This window comes from Streptomyces sp. NPDC059874, assembly GCF_042731135.1.
Taxonomy (GTDB): Bacteria; Actinomycetota; Actinomycetes; order Streptomycetales; family Streptomycetaceae; genus Streptomyces.
Map to the genome: position 1 here is coordinate 35,234 of NZ_JBHWJY010000017.1, position 14,824 is coordinate 50,057.

Below are 14,824 nucleotides of genomic sequence, written 5' to 3' on the forward strand. Positions count from 1 at the left end.
CCTCGACCGCGTACGAGCCCCGACCGGGGATCAGTGAAGCGGAAGCAGCATGGTGATGTCGTCCCTATCGTCGTTTTCCGCCACCCGGATGGCCCCGGGCACTCGCCCGACCTCCTTGTAGCCGCAGGCCGCGTAGAAGTGCTCCAGGCCGTGACCGCCCCGGCAGCCGAGGCGGATCGCGTCGATGCCCTCGATGGAGCGGGCCGCCGCCTCCGTCGCGGCCATCAGGTCGCGGCCGTACCCCTTGCCCTGGTGGCGCGGGTGGACCATCACCGTGTACGCCCGCAGCCAGTGGAGCTGGAGCCGGTGCGTGTTGTGGGTGAGGAAGGCGGTGGCGGCCACCTCGCCCTGCTCGTCGTGTCCGACGAGCAGCCGAGTGCCGCCGTCCGCGACCGCGGCGAGCTGCTTGATGAGCGCCGGGCGGATGTCGTCCGCTGTGACCGGGGGCACGAAGCCGACGGCACCGCCCGCGTTGGAGACGTCGGCCCACAGCCGGAGGATGCCGTCACGCAGGGCGGGGTCGATGACCGGGTCCACGGTGAAAGTAAGGGTCATTGCCGAAGAATATCTATTACAGAGCGGCCGGTCCAGCAAAAAGGGTAAGCCCTGGCCATCACAGCCAGGGCTTACCCAAGGTCACTCGTTCCGGACGCCCGCGAGGGTCAGACGCGCATCGCCTGCGGCGTCTCGCGCAGGCCCGCCTCCGGGCCGGGGTACTCGCGGATGATCTCGTAGCGCGTGTTGCGCTCGACCGGGCGGAAGCCCGCCTCGCGGATCAGCTCCAGCAGGTCCTCGCGGCCCAGCTTGTTCGGGGTGCCGTAGTTGTCGGCGTCGTGCGTGATCTTGTACTCGACGACCGAGCCGTCCATGTCGTCCGCGCCGTGCTGGAGCGCGAGCTGCGCGGTCTGCACGCCGTGCATCACCCAGAAGACCTTGACGTGCGGGACGTTGTCGAAGAGGAGCCGGGAGACCGCGAAGGTCTTCAGGGCCTCCGCGCCCGTCGCCATCGACGTCCGCGCCTGCAGCTTGTTGCGTACCTTGCCGTCCTTCATGTCCACGAAGTCGTGCTGGTAGCGCAGCGGGATGAAGACCTGGAAGCCGCCGGTCTCGTCCTGGAGCTCGCGCAGCCGCAGCACGTGGTCCACGCGGTGGCGCGGCTCCTCGATGTGCCCGTAGAGCATCGTCGAAGGGGTCTTGAGGCCCTTCGAGTGCGCCAGCCGGTGGATGCGCGACCAGTCCTCCCAATGGGTGCGGTGGTCGACGATGTGCTGACGCACCTCCCAGTCGAAGATCTCCGCGCCGCCGCCGGTGAGCGACTCCAGGCCGGCCTCGATGAGTTCGTCGAGGATGTCGGAGGCCGACATGCCCGAGATCGTCTCGAAGTGGTGGATCTCCGTCGCCGTGAAGGCCTTCAGCGAGACGTTCGGCAGCGCCTTCTTCAGCTCGGACAGCGAGCGCGGGTAGTAGCGCCACGGCAGGTTCGGGTGCAGGCCGTTGACGATGTGCAGCTCGGTGAGGTTCTCGTTCTCCATGGCCTTGGCCAGGCGCACGGCCTCTTCGATGCGCATCGTGTACGCGTCCTTCTCGCCCGGCTTGCGCTGGAACGAGCAGTACGCGCACGAGGCGGTGCACACGTTCGTCATGTTGAGGTGACGGTTGACGTTGAAGTGGACGACGTCACCGTTCTTGCGCGTGCGCACCTCGTGGGCGAGGCCACCGAGCCAGGCCAGGTCGTCCGACTCGTAGAGGGCGATGCCGTCCTCCCGGGTCAGCCGCTCGCCGGAGCGAACCTTCTCCTCCAGCTCGCGCTTGAGCCCAGCGTCCATGTACCGGTCGCCTCCCTAGATGCCTGCTACACGTCTCCGGCCTGCCTGTCCTGCAAGCCGTTGCCAACCGTACTCTCAGGCCTCTTCGGGCAGATCCCCGACCCGGTTCTCCCACTTGGTGGAGAGGACGATGGTGGTGCGGGTGCGCGAGACGCCCTTGGTGCCGGAGAGCCGACGGATGATCTTCTCCAGGCCGTCCACGTCGTTGGCGCGCACCTTCAGCATGAAGGAGTCGTCACCGGCGATGAACCAGCAGTCCTCGATCTCGGCGAGGTCGCGCAGTCGACGGGCGACGTCCTCGTGGTCCGCGGCATCGGACATGGAGAGCCCGATCAGCGCCGTGACGCCGAGACCGAGCGAACGCGAGTCCACGGTCGCGCGGTAGCCGGTGATGACACCGGCCGTCTCCAGCCGGTTGATGCGGTCGGTGACGCTGGGGCCGGAGAGGCCCACGAGACGGCCCAGCTCCGCGTACGAGGCACGACCGTTTTCCCGGAGTGCCTGGATGAGCTGCCTGTCCACCGTGTCCATTACGTGGAGCCTTCCATTATTCGGCGATCCTGCAAGTCTAGGTATAGAATCTAAGGCACACAGGGTCAACACCCTGTGAATCTTTCAACAGATCAATGACGATCTTCAGGAGTGGTTCACCGTGTACACGATCGAGATGGCCTACGCACACATGCGACAGCTCCAGGAGCTGGCCAACCGATCCCGCACCGACCAGCCGTCCGCCGCGCACCGCGTCGACAAGACCCGCAAGCCGCGCAGCGCCAAGAAGCGCTAGTCCCCGGGGCGGGCTCCACCGAGCTCCCCTTCCCAACGGCGGTACAGCCGGTGCGGCACCCCTGCCGCGTCCAGCACCCGCCCCGCGACGAAATCCACCAAATCCTGGATGTGCGTCGCACCCGCGTAGAACGCCGGAGAGGCGGGCAGCACGATCGCGCCCGCCTCGTCCAGCGTCACCAGATGCTTCAGCGTCTGCCCGTTCAGCGGGGTCTCCCGCACCGCGACCACCAGTCGGCGCCGCTCCTTGAGCGTCACGCTCGCGACGCGCTGGAGCAGGTCCTTCGACAGTCCGAGCGCCACTCCCGCCACACAGGCCGTGGACGCCGGCACGATCAGCATCCCCTTGACGGGGTACGAGCCCGAGCTCGGCCCGGCCGCCAGGTCCCCGGCGCCCCAGTAGCGGACGTCCGCCAGCTCCGGGCGTGCGAAGGTCGCGGGCTTCCCGTCGGCCCCGCGCTCCAGCCACTCCCCCAGGTCCTCCCGCCAGTGCGCGTCGCGGAAGGCGATCCCGGTCTCGTCCAACAGGGTGAGCCTTGATGCCCGGCTCACCACCAGGTCGACGCTCTCCCCGGCCGCGAGCAGCCCGCGGAGCACCGCCGCCGCGTACGGCGTCCCGGAGGCGCCGGAAACCCCGACCACCCACGGGGTGCGCTTGCGCTCAGTCATACCTCCGAGACTATCCGGCCACCACGGGCGGGCACTCGCTAAGGTGGCCGCACGTTCCAGAGGGTGGGACGGCACGGGGGGCGAAGATGAGCACGACCATGGGCACGACGACCGAAGACGGCTGGACGCGGGGCGAGCGCGCGAAGGCCGCCGCCAAGCTGATGCTCGGCTGGGTGGCCCTGCTGTGGGTGATCGAGGCGATCGACTTCGCCACCGGGCACGCGCTGGACGCGTACGGGATCACTCCGCGCGACCCCGACGGATTCAGCGGCATCCTCACCGCCCCGTTCCTGCACTTCGGCTTCGCGCACGTGGCGGCGAACAGCATCGCGCTGCTGATCTTCGGCTTCGTCGCGGCCCTCAGCGGCATACGCCGCTTCCTCGCCGTCAGCGCGCTGATCATCGTTGCGGACGGGATCGGCATCTGGCTGATCGCGCCCCCGAACACGATGACCGCGGGCGCCTCCGGCCTGGTCTTCGGCCTCTTCGGCTACCTCGTGGTGCGCGGCTTCGTCGAGCGCAGGCCCCTCGGCATCGCGGTGGGAGTGGTGATCGCCGCGATCTGGGGCGGCTCCTTCTTCCTGGGCGTCCTGCCGAACGACAGCGGCGTCAGCTGGCAGGGCCACCTCTGCGGGCTCGTGGCGGGCGTGGTGACGGCGCTCTACTTCCGCCGCCCCGCCGCCCGGCCGTCTGCCATCGCCTGGACGACCTGGAAGACCTAGAAGGTCAGGCCCCGGACCGTGAGATCCAGCAGGGCGCACACGAACAGGGCAATCCCGATGAAGCCGTTGACCGTGAAGAAGGCCCGGTTCAGGCGGGACAGGTCGTGCGGCGTCACGATGCTGTGCTCGTAGAAGAAGGCACAGACGACGATCAGCAGGCCCGCCCAGAAGAACATCCCCGCGTCGGTGGCGAGGGCGTACCAGGCCAGCAGGACCGTGGTCACGACGTGCGCGCCGCGGGCGCCCCACAGGGCGGCGGCGACGCCGAAGCGGGCCGGGACGGACTTGACGCCCTCGGCGCGGTCGGCGGCCACGTCCTGGCTGCCGAAGATCAGGTCGAAGCCGCCGATCCACACGCCCACCGCGAGGCCGAGGACGACCGCGTCCCAGGACCACGCGCCGGTGACCGCCAGCCAGGCGCCGACGGGCCCTATGGCCTGGGCGAGACCCAGGATGGCGTGCGGGAAGTTCGTGAACCGCTTGCCGTACGGGTACACGACCATCGGGATGACGGCCACGGGCGCCAGCGCCAGGCACAGCGGGTTCAGCAGCGCCGCCGAGCCGAGGAACACGACGAGCGCGACCCCCGCCCCGGTCCACGCGGAGCGCACGGAGACCGCGCCGGTGACCAGCTCGCGGCCGGCGGTGCGGGGGTTCCGGGCGTCGATCTCGCGGTCGATGATCCGGTTGGCGGCCATGGCGAAGGTCCGCAGGCCCACCATGCAGACGGTGACGAGCAGCAGCTTGCCCCAGTGCATGCTCCGGTCGAGCTGGAACATGGCGGTGAGCGCGGCGATGTAGGCGAAGGGCAGCGCGAAGACCGAGTGCTCGATCATCACGAGCCGCAGGAAGGCCTTGACCTTGTTGCCGGCCTCCGGCGCGGGGCCGGGTCCGATCACGCCCTCGGCGGCGGATGTCATCCGAGATCCCTCCGGAATTCTTCGAGGTGGGCCAGCTGGACGTCCAGGGGGACGGCGCCGATCTCCAGGTCGAGGTGCGAGGTTTCGTCGTCCCCGCACGGCGTGACGCGTGCGAGGAAGACGACGTGGTCGTCGCCCCGACGGACGTGGACGCGCAGCGGGTTGCCCCGGCCCTCGCTGACGACCGCGCTGAAGTGGTCGCGCGGCAAGAAGGGCTCGTCGGGGGCGAAGCCTTCGAGCAGCCGGTCCGCGAACCCCGCGATGTCCTCGGTGGTCATCGCGGGTATCGGGAAGTCCGCCGTGAAAGCGCCGCTCCAGTCGGCGGTGAGCCGCCAGGACGTCTCGGTCCCCTCGGGGGCGGTGAGCCGCACCGAACTGCGGTCGTCGCCGAGCCGCAGCTGGAGCGGGAAGCCGTCCGCGGCGAGGAGGGCCGTCACGCCAGGCTCCGGAGGAACTTCTCGATGTGGGGCAGGAACTCGCCCGTGCGGATCTCGTCGAGCTCCAGCGTCACGGGCTCCTCGTCCTCACCCTCGGGCGGGGTGACGTGGGCCCTCAGCGCATAACGGTCGGCGCCGGCCGGGCGGGCGCCCAGGCTCAGGACGGGGCCGGCCTCGACGGTGAACTCCTCGCCGGTGCCCAGTGCGAGCCGCAGCCGCTCGGCGAAGTCCTCCGCCTCGGCGTCGCGCAGGCCGGGCAGCTCGAAGCCGCCGTCCTCGCCGTCCTCCTGGTCCCACATCAGGGCCCAGATGTTCCCGGGGCCGGCGAACTCCTCGGGGGAGACGCCCGCCTGTTCGGCGGCCTGCCGGACGCCGGGGTCGGCCGGGTCGAGCTCGGGGCGCGCGAGGGCGACGTACGTCGTATCGCTGCCGATGAGCAGCTCCGGGCCACCCACCACGACGGGGCTCACAGGCCGTACTCCTTCCAGCGGCGGTCCACGAGGGCGGCGGTCGCCGGGTCGGATTCGACCATGTCGGGCCAGCCGCCGTCGCGGGTATAGCCCTCCTCGGGGAGCTTCTTCGTGGCGTCGATGCCCGCCTTGCCGCCCCAGAACTGCTGGTACGAGGCGTGGTCCAGGTGGTCGACCGGGCCCTCGACGACGGTGAGGTCGCGGGAGTAGTCCGTGTTGCCGAGCGCCCGCCAGGACACCTCGTGCAGGTCGTGGACGTCGCAGTCGGAGTCCACCACGATGATCAGCTTGGTCAGCGACATCATGTGCGCGCCCCAGATGGCGTGCATGACCTTCTGTGCGTGCTTCGGGTACTTCTTGTCGATCGAGACGATCGCGCAGTTGTGGAAGCCGCCCGACTCGGGGAGGTGGTAGTCCACGATGTCCGGCACGATGATCTTGAGGAGCGGGAGGAAGAAACGCTCCGTCGCGCGGCCCAGCGGGCCGTCCTCCGTCGGCGGCCGGCCGACGACGATCGACTGGAGCAGCGGACGCTTGCGCATCGTCACGCAGTCGATCTTCAGCGCCGGGAACGGTTCCTGCGGGGTGTAGAAGCCCGTGTGGTCGCCGAAGGGGCCCTCGGGGAGCGTCTCCCCCGGCTCCAGCCAACCCTCGATGACGACCTCGGCGTTGGCCGGGACCTGGAGCGGGACCGTCTTGCAGTCGACCATCTCGATCCGCTTGCCCGCGACGAAGCCGGCGAACAGGTACTCGTCGATGTCACCCGGCAGCGGGGCCGTCGACGCGTACGTCACCGCGGGCGGGCAGCCGAAGGCGATCGCGACCGGCAGCCGCTCGCCGCGCTTGGCGGCGACCGCGTAGTGGTTGCGGCTGTCCTTGTGGATCTGCCAGTGCATGCCGATGGTGCGCTTGTCGTGGCGCTGGAGGCGGTACAGGCCGAGGTTGCGGACACCCGTCTCGGGGTGCTTGGTGTGCGTGAGGCCCAGGTTGAAGAAGGAGCCGCCGTCCTTGGGCCAGGTGAAGAGCGCCGGCAGCCGGTCGAGGTCCACGTCGTCGCCGGTGAGGACGACCTCCTGGACGGGAGCGGAGTCGCCCTTCACCTTCTTCGGCGGTACGTGGACCATCGAGCCGAGCTTGCCGAATGCCTCGCGGACCCCGATGAAGCCCTGCGGCAGTTCGGGCTTGAGCAGGCCGCCGATCTTCTCGCTGATCTCGGCGTACGACTTCAGGCCGAGGGCCTTGAGCAGGCGGCGGTCGGTGCCGAAGACGTTCATGGCCAGCGGCATCGCCGAGCCCTTGACGTTCTCGAAGAGGAGGGCGGGACCCCCCGCCTTGTTCACTCTGTCGACGATCTCCCCGACCTCCAGGTACGGGTCGACTTCGGCCTTGATGCGCTTGAGGTCGCCTTCTCGCTCCAGAGCCCGGAGCAGCGAGCGGAGATCGTCGTAAGCCATAGGGGCCAGTATCGGTCACCGGCTACGCTGGACCTGTCACCGGGGCCGTCGAATCGAACCCCGCAATTGTTTCCAGGGGGCTGTTCCGCATGATCAGGGCGCTGATGTTCATCCTGCCGCTGGCGCTGACGATCTACGCGTTCATCGACTGCCTCAACACCCCCGAGGACGAGGCCAAACACCTTCCCAAGGTCGTCTGGGTCATCATCATCCTGCTCTTCTGGATCGTCGGCCCGATCGTCTGGTTCGCCGCGGGCAAGATGCGCCACGCCCCGGCGGGCGGCCGCACGCCCTCCGAGTGGCACCGCAACCACCGCCACGAGTGGGTCGCCCCCGACGACAATCCGGACTTCCTCAAGTCCCTTCGCGAGGAGAACAAGAAGGACGAGAGCCTCCTCAAGGACTGGGAGGCGGACCTGCGCCGCCGCGAGGAGGAGCTGAAGCGGCGCGAGCAGGGCGAGGACAAGGACGGCTGACGGCTTACTGAGCCCAGGGCAGGGCGCGGGTTCCCTCCTCGCCCGGGACGGTGACCACGCCGTCCGCGCGCATGGCCACGTACGCCTGGAAGGCCTCGGCGGAGTGGATCCGGCGCATCACGTCGGGGGGCAGGACGAGGGTCTGGCCCTCGGTGACCTTCTCGGTGCGGGCGCCGCCGTCCCAGATGACCTCCAGGGAGCCGACGGTGAGCGTCCAGACCTGCTCGCGACTGACGGAGTGCTCGGGGCCGGTGATTCCGGCGGCCATGTCGACGCGCCAGGTGCTGAGCTCGGAACTGCCCCGGCTGGGGGCGGCGAGGCCGGTCATGGTGGCGTTCGGGGTGACGGTGACGTTGTCGGGGGAAGCGGCGATCACGTGCAAGGCGAGCCCTCGTTCCGTTCGAGACAAGTAGCTTTACTCGCATGAGTAAAGCAGCTTGTCTTGCCCGTGTCACCATGTTTCCGTGACCAATCACCGAAACGACGAGGGCATCGAGCTGACCTTCCTCATGGGACTCGGCTTCCAGCTCCTCCTGGGCGAGTTCACCCGGCGGCTGGCCGAGGCCGGGTACGCGGACCTGCGCCCCCTGCACGGCATGGCCTTCCAGGCCCTCAAAGGGCCCGGCGCCACCGCCAGTGAGCTCGCCGAGCGGCTCGGGGTGACCAAGCAGGCCGCCGGGCAGATCGTCGACGACCTGGAGAAGCGCGGCTACGTCCGCCGCGAGCCGCACCCCGAGGGGGGCCGCCGCAAGCTGGTGGTGCTGACCACCGCGGCCACCGACCACCTGGCCGTCGCGGGCCGCGTCCTGCACGAGCTGGAGGCCGAACTCGGGCAGAGCGTCGACCTCGGCACCCTGCGCGGAGAACTCGGACGCCTGGTGCGCGCGCTGCACGGCGAAGGGGGGCTGCCGCCCCTCCGGCCGGTGTGGTGAGGCGCGGGAGCCCGGGTCGCTATGCCCGGGAGAAGGAGGCGTAGGCCTCGCGCAGCTCCGCCCAGCGGGTGTCCGACCAGGTGGCCCAGTTCGTCGGGTGTCCGGCCAGCGCGGAGTCCAGCAGCTCGAAGTGCTCGTGCCAGCCGGCCAGGCAGTCCAGGCGCTCATCCTCGGGGCCGCCCCGCTCGTTGACGAAGCGGATCACCGTGGAGTCCGTACCGACCGCCTCCAGGTGGAAGCGGATCCGCCCGTGCTCGGTGAGGGAGTACTCCACGACGCGCTCGACGTCCCAGGCGGTGATGCGGCCCGTCGCGACCGTCCCGGTGTTCGGCCAGCGCAGCATCACGGCCCCGCCGAGCCGGCGTTCCAGGACTTCGGCCGCGGCCAGCCAGCCGCGCAGTCCGTGCGCCGTGGTCAGGGCGGGCCAGAGCACCTCGTAGGAGTACGGAAGGTGCAGCTCGAAGCGGAGCAGCCAGCGGTTCTCGCCGCGGCGCTCGCTGGTGGCATGGCTCACGAGAGACATGCCACCAGCGTCCCACTCCCGGCGGTCAGACGCCCGCGTAGGAGTGCAGGCCGTTGAGGACCATGTTCACGCCGTAGTAGTTCCAGATCCAGCAGGCGAAGGCGAAGAGCCCCAGGTAGGCGGCCTTGCGGCCCTTCCAGCCGGCGGTGGCGCGCGCGTGCAGGTAGCAGGCGTACGCGACCCAGGTCACGAAGGACCAGACCTCCTTGGGGTCCCAGCCCCAGTAGCGGCCCCAGGCGTCGCCCGCCCAGATCGCGCCCGCGATGATCGTGAAGGTCCACAGCGGGAAGACGGCCGCGTTGATGCGGTACGAGAACTTGTCGAGCGAGGCGGCCGAGGGCAGCCGCTCCATCACGGACGAGGCGAACGCGCCGGGCTTTCCGCCGCCCGCGAGCTTGCTCTCGTAGGAGTCGCGGAAGAGGTAGAGGACCGTGCCGGCCGCGCCCAGGTAGAAGACCGCGCCGCAGAAGATCGCGGTGGAGACGTGGATCCACAGCCAGTACGAGTGCAGGGCCGGGACGAGCTGATCGCTGTCGGTGTACAGCCAGGTGACGGCGATGCCGAGGTCCAGCAGGACGGTGGTGACCAGGATCAGGCCGAGCCAGCGGACGTTCTTCTTCAGGGCGAGCAGCACCAGGTACGCGCCGACGGCCACCGTGGAGAAGGTGATCGAGAACTCGTACATGTTGCCCCAGGGGGCCCGCTGTACCGACAGCGCGCGGGAGACGACCGCGGCCGCCTCGATCACGAAGGCGAGCGCGGTCAGCGAGACCGCGATCCGCCCGTACAGGTCGCCCTGCTCGGTGCCGCCGGCGGCGCCGGGGCCGTCGGGCACGTCGCGGGTGCCGGCGGCGGAGCGGGTGGTGACCTTGGGCCGGTCCAGAACGGCGGTCGCGCCGTTCTTGCCCCGCACCTGCACGGCGGGTGCCGCGGCGGCGCCGGCGCCCGTCAGCGCGGAGGCCGTACGGGCCACCTTGCTACGGCTGCCGAAGGTCCACTCGGCGATGTGCGCGAAGAAGGCGAGCGTGTACACCGCCATCGACGAATAGATCAGGTAGTTGCTGATCTGAGCCAGGTTCTCGTTGGCTGCGGCTGCGAGCGGCGTCATCCGCGCTCTCCTTCAGGGGTTTCTTCGACACGTGGTTCGGCAAGTGCGGCAGGAGCGCTCGGCGCCTGCTCGTGCAGCGTGGCGGCGAGGTCCGCCAGCTCCTGCGGGAGCTTGGCGGACTCGCTGCGACCGAGGCCCGCCATTTCGACGACGGTCACGCCGTCCGCGCCGGTCGCCGCGCGGACCCAGATCCGGCGGCGCTGGATGAACAGCGATCCGGCCAGGCCCACGATGGCGGCGATCGCACCCGCGAGGGCGAGGCCGCTGCCGGGCTGGTGGGTGACGGAGAAGGTGGCCCAGCGCTCGATGCCCTCGAACTTCACGGAGCCGGCGCCGTCGGGCAGCTCCATCGACTCCCCGGGCAGCAGCATCTTGGCGAGCGGGTCGCCGTTCTCCTTCTTGAACTGCTGCATCTTGGTCGTGGTCAGCTGGTACACGTTCTGCGGCAGGCCCGAGTCCACGCCGAGGCTGCCGTGGAAGGCGTTCAGGGCCATCACCGGGAAGTTCGCGTCCGGGAACTGGGAGAGCATCGTGCCCTTGCCCTTGCCCGCGAAGGTCGGCACGAACTGGGCGGAGAAGCCGAGCTGCTCCTTCTCACCGTTCTTGTTCTTGTAGCCGTCGGTGACCTTGATGGCGCCGGCCGAGGTGAGGTTCTTGTCCTGCGGCAGCATCGGCACGGCGTCCTTGAAGATCACCTTGCCGGTGGGGTCGGTCACCGAGACGATCGGCGCGTAGCCGTGGCCGAGCAGGTAGACCTTGGAGCCGTCGATCTCCAGGGGCTTGTTGACCTCGATCTCGGCCTTCTTCGGCTTGCCGTCGGCGCCCTCGCTGTAGGTGACGTACGCCTTGAAGTCGCGCGGGGTGCCCTTCTGCGGGCCGCTCTCCTCGAACGTGGCGTCGAACTTGTCGAGGGTGAAGCTGAAGGGCGGCAGGTCGTCGGCGTCGAACATGCTGCCCGACTTGAAGTCGTCGTACTGGGTGAGCGTGTTCGAGAAGCCGCCGCCGCGCAGGACGAGCTTGCCGCCCTCGGACATGAAGAGCTTGCCCCAGGCGAAGGCCACGAGCATCACGATGAGCGCGACGTGGAAGATCAGGTTCCCGGCCTCGCGGAGGTAGCCCTTCTCCGCCGCGACGTGCCCCTGGCCGGCCTCGGTCCGGAAGCGGCTCCCGGCGAGCAGCGTCTTCGCGTGCGCGAGGACCTCCTCGGGGGACTTCTCGGTGCGCCAGGTGGTGTGCGCGGGGAGCCGGTCGAGCCGGCGGGGGGCGGCCGGCGGGCGGCCTCTCAGCTGGCCGACGAACTGCCAGGTGCGGGGCAGGATGCAGCCGATGAGCGAGATGAAGAGCAGGAGGTAGATCGCGGAGAACCAGAACGACGTGTAGACGTCGAAGAGCTGGAGCTTCTCGGCGACGGTCACCCAGGAGGCGTGGGTGTCCTTCCACTGCTCGACCTTCATCAGGTCTACGGAGTTCTGCGGGATCAGCGAGCCGGGGATCGCGCCGAGGGACAGCAGGAAGAGCAGGATCAGCGCCACCCGCATGGAGGTGAGCTGGCGCCAGGTCCAGCGGGCCCACCCGATCACGCCGATGCCGACGGGACCGCCGTCCTCAACGGGGGCGGTGGAGAGCTGGGAGCCGGCCGCGGCCTCGCCGGGGTCCGCGGCGGTGTCCGCCGGGGCGGGCTCGGTCGGCTCGGTCGGCTCGGTCGGCTCGGGCGACGCCTCGGTGGACGCGTTGTCTGTCGTACTCATGTGCGTGTAGTCCTCAGATCCCCACCGTGAAGCCTTGGGTCCAGCTCTGCATGTCGCTGATGATGCTGGCCCACAAACCTGTGACGAGCAGCAGACCGGTCAGGACCAGCATGCCGCCACCGATGCGCATCACCCACGCATAGTGCTTCTTGACCCAGCCGAATGCCCCGAGCGCCTTGCGGAAGGCGATCGCGGCGAGGATGAAGGGCAGGCCCAGGCCGAGGCAGTAGGCGACGGTCAGCAGCGCCCCGCGGCCCGCGCTCGCCTGGTCGAGGGAGAGGGTGTTGACGGCGGCGAGGGTCGGGCCCATGCAGGGGGTCCAGCCGACTCCGAAGAGCACACCGAGCACGGGCGCGCCGAGGAGCCCCGCCGTCGGCTTCTTGTGGAAGCGGAACTCCCGCATCGTGAGCCCCGGGATGGCCCCCATGAAGAACAGGCCGAGGACGATCACCAGGGCGCCGAGCACCCGGGAGATCAGCTCCTTGTTCTCCTCGAGGCTGGAGCCGAAGTAGCCGAAGAGGGCTCCGGTGGAGACGAAGACGGCGGTGAAGCCCGCGATGAACAGGCTCGCGCCCGCCAGCATCCGGCCCCGCCGGGCCTCGGCGAGGTCGGCGCCGCTCACGCCGGTCACGTAGGAGAGGTAGCCGGGGACGAGCGGGAGCACGCAGGGGGAGAAGAAGGAGACCAGCCCGGCGAGGACCGAGATGGGCAGGGCGAGCAGCAGCGCGCCGTTGAGGACCGTCGTGTTCACGCCGGCCTGCTCACTTCTCCGCGAGGAGCGGGTCGATCATCGAGCGCAGCTGCTCCTCGGAGACCGCGACCAGGGTGCGGGCGGCGATCTTGCCCTCCTTGTCGAGGACAATCGTGGAGGGGATGGCGCTCGGGTTGAGGGTGCCCTTGGGGAAGCGGAGGATCAGCTTGCCGTCGGGGTCGTAGAGGCTCGGGTAGGTGATCCCGAAGCTCTCCTCGAAGGCGCTCGCGTTCTGCTTGCTGTTGTCGCGGGTGTTGATGCCGACGAAGGCGACGTCCTTGCCGGCGTCGGCGAGCTCCTTGGAGACCTTGGCGAAGCTCGGGGCCTCCGCTCGGCACGGCGGGCACCAGGAGCCCCACACGTTGAGGACGACGACCTTGCCCTTGAGGCTGGTGGTGTCGAGGGTCTTGCCGTCGACGGTCTCGCCGTCGAGCTTGGGGACCTCGGTGCGCTCACCCTTGGCGACGGTGGAGATGCCGCTCGCGCCCGTGACGTAGTTGCCGCCGGAGCTGCCGTTCGGCTTGCCGCCGCTGTCCGAGTCGGTGCACGCCGTGAGGGTGAGGGCGCTCGCGAGGGTCACCGCGGGCAGCAGGAGTGCGCGGCGGCCGCTGGTCGAGCGGCGGCGACGGAGGGCGCGGCTAAGGCTCATGTGAAAAGTTTCGCATGAGCAATTCGCGGATCTGCCGCGCCCCCCGAGGGGAAGCCAATGCGCTGGTCAGGGCCGGGTCAGGTCGAGGCCGTGTACGCGCTCCAGCCGCCGGCGGGCGACTGGCCGGGGCCGAGGCCGCGGAGTTTGGCGAGCACCTTGGGGTCCTGGACGTCGAGCCAGTCCGCGAATTGACGGAACGATACGAGCCGTACATCCTTTTTGTCCGCCATGCCCTTGAGGGCTTCTTCCACCGCGTCCATGTAGATGCCGCCGTTCCACTCCTCGAAGTGGTTGCCGATGAAGAGCGGCGCGCGGTTGGTCTCGTAGGCCCGCTTGAAGCCGCCGAGGTAGGTGGCGGTGGCCTGGGAGCGCCAGGCCGGGTAGTTGGACGGGACGCCCTTCGTGGTGTTCTTCGACTGGTTGGCGAGGATGTTGTAGTCCATCGACAGCACCTCGAAGGAGTGCCCGGGGAAGGGCAGGGACTGCAGCGGCAGGTCCCAGAGCCCCGCCCGCTTCACCGGCCACTGCTGGAGGCCGCCGGGGGAGCTGGAGTCGTAGCGCCAGCCGAGCTTCTGGGCGGTGGCGAGCAGGTTGTCCCGGCCGAGGAGGCAGGGGGTGCGGGCGCCGACCAGTTCCTTGCGGTAGTCGAAGGGCAGGGGCTCAAGGTCGGTGAAGCCGGTGTTCGTGCGCCAGTTGGTGACGAAGGACACGGCCTGGTCGATCTCGCTCTGCCAGTCGGCCGGGCTCCACTTGCCGACCGAGCCGGAGCCGCCGCAGAAGTGGCCGTTGAAGTGCGTGCCTATCTCGTGCCCGTCGAGCCAGGCCTCGCGGACGTACTTGAGGGTGGAGCGGACGTTCTCGTCCTTGAGGTAGCCGATGTCCGAGGCCCCGACGGGGTTGTTCGGCGGCTGGTAGAGGCTCTTCTTCGACTCGGGCAGCAGGTAGATCCCGGAGAGGAAGAAGGTCATGCCCGCGCCGTGGTCCTTGGCGAGCTTGAGGAAGCGCGGGAAGAGTCCGTTGCCTATCTCGCCCGCGCCGTCCCAGCTGAAGACGACGAACTGCGGCGGCGTCTCGCCGGGCTGGAGCGGCACCGGCTTGGCCGGCTGGTTGGGCTGCGGGCCGGTGTCGGCGGTGGAGCCGTCACCGATGGCCTTGGCCGCGGGCTTCTCTCCGGGCTTGGGGTTCTTTATCGGCCCGGGGGTGCCGGGCTCGGACCTGTCGGGTGAGCCACAGCCCGCGATACCCACCGCGGCGGCAGCCCCAAGTCCGAGGCCCAGCAGCCCCCTCCGACTCATACGCCTGAAGTCGCGCATCTCACCGTCCCCACTGTCGATCACGCATTACGGCCCAAAG

General features: G+C 69.4%; 19 protein-coding genes. 4 read left to right on the forward strand and 15 right to left on the reverse strand.

Annotated features, from left to right (window positions below):
* Positions 1-30: 30 nt before the first annotated feature.
* The 3 genes from ACFV9H_RS12610 to ACFV9H_RS12620 all read right to left on the reverse strand — a co-directional run bounded on the left by ACFV9H_RS12610 (position 31) and on the right by ACFV9H_RS12620 (position 2,357).
* Positions 31-555: a GNAT family N-acetyltransferase gene (locus ACFV9H_RS12610; protein ID WP_385396885.1), complete on the reverse strand. Its 525-nt coding sequence runs from the start codon at positions 553-555 to the stop codon at positions 31-33.
* A 107-nt stretch (positions 556-662) separates the two neighbouring features.
* Positions 663-1,826, reverse strand: a complete 1,164-nt coding sequence (gene mqnE, locus ACFV9H_RS12615; RefSeq protein ID WP_385396887.1) for an aminofutalosine synthase MqnE — start codon at positions 1,824-1,826, stop codon at positions 663-665.
* 75 nt (positions 1,827-1,901) lie between these two features.
* Positions 1,902-2,357: an Lrp/AsnC family transcriptional regulator gene (locus ACFV9H_RS12620; RefSeq protein ID WP_385396889.1), complete on the reverse strand. Its 456-nt coding sequence runs from the start codon at positions 2,355-2,357 to the stop codon at positions 1,902-1,904.
* Between the two features lie 121 nt (positions 2,358-2,478).
* On the opposite strand from ACFV9H_RS12620, the gene ACFV9H_RS12625 reads away from it, so the two are divergent.
* Positions 2,479-2,613: a hypothetical protein gene (locus ACFV9H_RS12625; RefSeq protein ID WP_266947896.1), complete on the forward strand. Its 135-nt coding sequence runs from the start codon at positions 2,479-2,481 to the stop codon at positions 2,611-2,613.
* On the opposite strand, the gene ACFV9H_RS12630 is transcribed toward ACFV9H_RS12625, so the two are convergent.
* Positions 2,610-3,281 carry a UbiX family flavin prenyltransferase gene (locus ACFV9H_RS12630; RefSeq protein WP_385396891.1) on the reverse strand — a complete coding sequence of 224 codons (672 nt, stop codon included), beginning with the start codon at positions 3,279-3,281 and terminating at the stop codon, positions 2,610-2,612. The genes ACFV9H_RS12625 and ACFV9H_RS12630 overlap by 4 nt on opposite strands.
* Positions 3,282-3,367: 86 nt before the next feature.
* On the opposite strand from ACFV9H_RS12630, the gene ACFV9H_RS12635 reads away from it, so the two are divergent.
* Positions 3,368-4,003 (forward strand): rhomboid family intramembrane serine protease, encoded by a 636-nt coding sequence (locus ACFV9H_RS12635; RefSeq protein WP_385396893.1) that lies wholly within the window; start codon positions 3,368-3,370, stop codon positions 4,001-4,003.
* Here the strand turns inward: ACFV9H_RS12635 and mqnP are convergent.
* Genes mqnP through ACFV9H_RS12655 form a run of 4 tightly spaced genes read right to left on the reverse strand, consistent with a single transcriptional unit; the run spans position 4,000 to position 7,284 of the window.
* Positions 4,000-4,923 carry a menaquinone biosynthesis prenyltransferase MqnP gene (gene mqnP, locus ACFV9H_RS12640; protein WP_385396895.1) on the reverse strand — a complete coding sequence of 308 codons (924 nt, stop codon included), beginning with the start codon at positions 4,921-4,923 and terminating at the stop codon, positions 4,000-4,002. The genes ACFV9H_RS12635 and mqnP overlap by 4 nt on opposite strands.
* Positions 4,920-5,360 (reverse strand): hypothetical protein, encoded by a 441-nt coding sequence (locus ACFV9H_RS12645; RefSeq protein WP_385396897.1) that lies wholly within the window; start codon positions 5,358-5,360, stop codon positions 4,920-4,922. Before ACFV9H_RS12645 ends, mqnP begins: the two co-directional genes overlap by 4 nt.
* Positions 5,357-5,830, reverse strand: coding sequence for a hypothetical protein (locus ACFV9H_RS12650; RefSeq protein ID WP_385396899.1), 474 nt, complete (start codon positions 5,828-5,830; stop codon positions 5,357-5,359). The genes ACFV9H_RS12645 and ACFV9H_RS12650 overlap by 4 nt, the downstream gene beginning before the upstream one ends.
* Positions 5,827-7,284 carry a menaquinone biosynthesis decarboxylase gene (locus ACFV9H_RS12655; RefSeq protein WP_385396901.1) on the reverse strand — a complete coding sequence of 486 codons (1,458 nt, stop codon included), beginning with the start codon at positions 7,282-7,284 and terminating at the stop codon, positions 5,827-5,829. Before ACFV9H_RS12655 ends, ACFV9H_RS12650 begins: the two co-directional genes overlap by 4 nt.
* Positions 7,285-7,373: 89 nt before the next feature.
* Between ACFV9H_RS12655 and ACFV9H_RS12660 the strand changes: the two genes are divergently transcribed.
* Positions 7,374-7,760, forward strand: coding sequence for a PLD nuclease N-terminal domain-containing protein (locus ACFV9H_RS12660; RefSeq protein WP_385396903.1), 387 nt, complete (start codon positions 7,374-7,376; stop codon positions 7,758-7,760).
* A gap of 4 nt (positions 7,761-7,764) precedes the next feature.
* Here ACFV9H_RS12660 and ACFV9H_RS12665 read toward each other — a convergent pair whose 3' ends face one another.
* Positions 7,765-8,136, reverse strand: a complete 372-nt coding sequence (locus ACFV9H_RS12665) for a cupin (RefSeq protein WP_385396905.1) — start codon at positions 8,134-8,136, stop codon at positions 7,765-7,767.
* Between the two features lie 133 nt (positions 8,137-8,269).
* On the opposite strand from ACFV9H_RS12665, the gene ACFV9H_RS12670 reads away from it, so the two are divergent.
* The gene (locus tag ACFV9H_RS12670) at positions 8,270-8,692 is read left to right on the forward strand and encodes a MarR family winged helix-turn-helix transcriptional regulator (RefSeq protein WP_385397049.1); all 423 of its coding nucleotides are present in this window, start codon (positions 8,270-8,272) and stop codon (positions 8,690-8,692) included.
* Between the two features lie 19 nt (positions 8,693-8,711).
* Here ACFV9H_RS12670 and ACFV9H_RS12675 read toward each other — a convergent pair whose 3' ends face one another.
* The 6 genes from ACFV9H_RS12675 to ACFV9H_RS12700 all read right to left on the reverse strand — a co-directional run bounded on the left by ACFV9H_RS12675 (position 8,712) and on the right by ACFV9H_RS12700 (position 14,766).
* A complete protein-coding gene (locus ACFV9H_RS12675; protein ID WP_385396907.1) occupies positions 8,712-9,215 on the reverse strand; it encodes an SRPBCC domain-containing protein in 504 nt (167 codons plus the stop codon).
* 25 nt (positions 9,216-9,240) lie between these two features.
* Complete coding sequence (gene ccsB, locus ACFV9H_RS12680) at positions 9,241-10,323, reverse strand: c-type cytochrome biogenesis protein CcsB (protein WP_385396909.1); 1,083 nt, start codon at positions 10,321-10,323, stop codon at positions 9,241-9,243.
* On the reverse strand, positions 10,320-12,071 hold the full coding sequence (locus ACFV9H_RS12685) for a cytochrome c biogenesis protein ResB (RefSeq protein WP_385396911.1): 1,752 nt from the start codon (positions 12,069-12,071) through the stop codon (positions 10,320-10,322). Before ACFV9H_RS12685 ends, ccsB begins: the two co-directional genes overlap by 4 nt.
* A 13-nt stretch (positions 12,072-12,084) precedes the next feature.
* Entirely contained in the window at positions 12,085-12,822 is a 738-nt protein-coding gene (locus ACFV9H_RS12690) for a cytochrome c biogenesis CcdA family protein (RefSeq protein ID WP_385396913.1), read from the reverse strand.
* A 10-nt stretch (positions 12,823-12,832) separates the two neighbouring features.
* Positions 12,833-13,471 (reverse strand): TlpA family protein disulfide reductase, encoded by a 639-nt coding sequence (locus ACFV9H_RS12695; RefSeq protein WP_385396915.1) that lies wholly within the window; start codon positions 13,469-13,471, stop codon positions 12,833-12,835.
* Between the two features lie 77 nt (positions 13,472-13,548).
* On the reverse strand, positions 13,549-14,766 hold the full coding sequence (locus ACFV9H_RS12700; protein ID WP_385396917.1) for a hypothetical protein: 1,218 nt from the start codon (positions 14,764-14,766) through the stop codon (positions 13,549-13,551).
* Positions 14,767-14,824 lie beyond the last annotated feature (58 nt).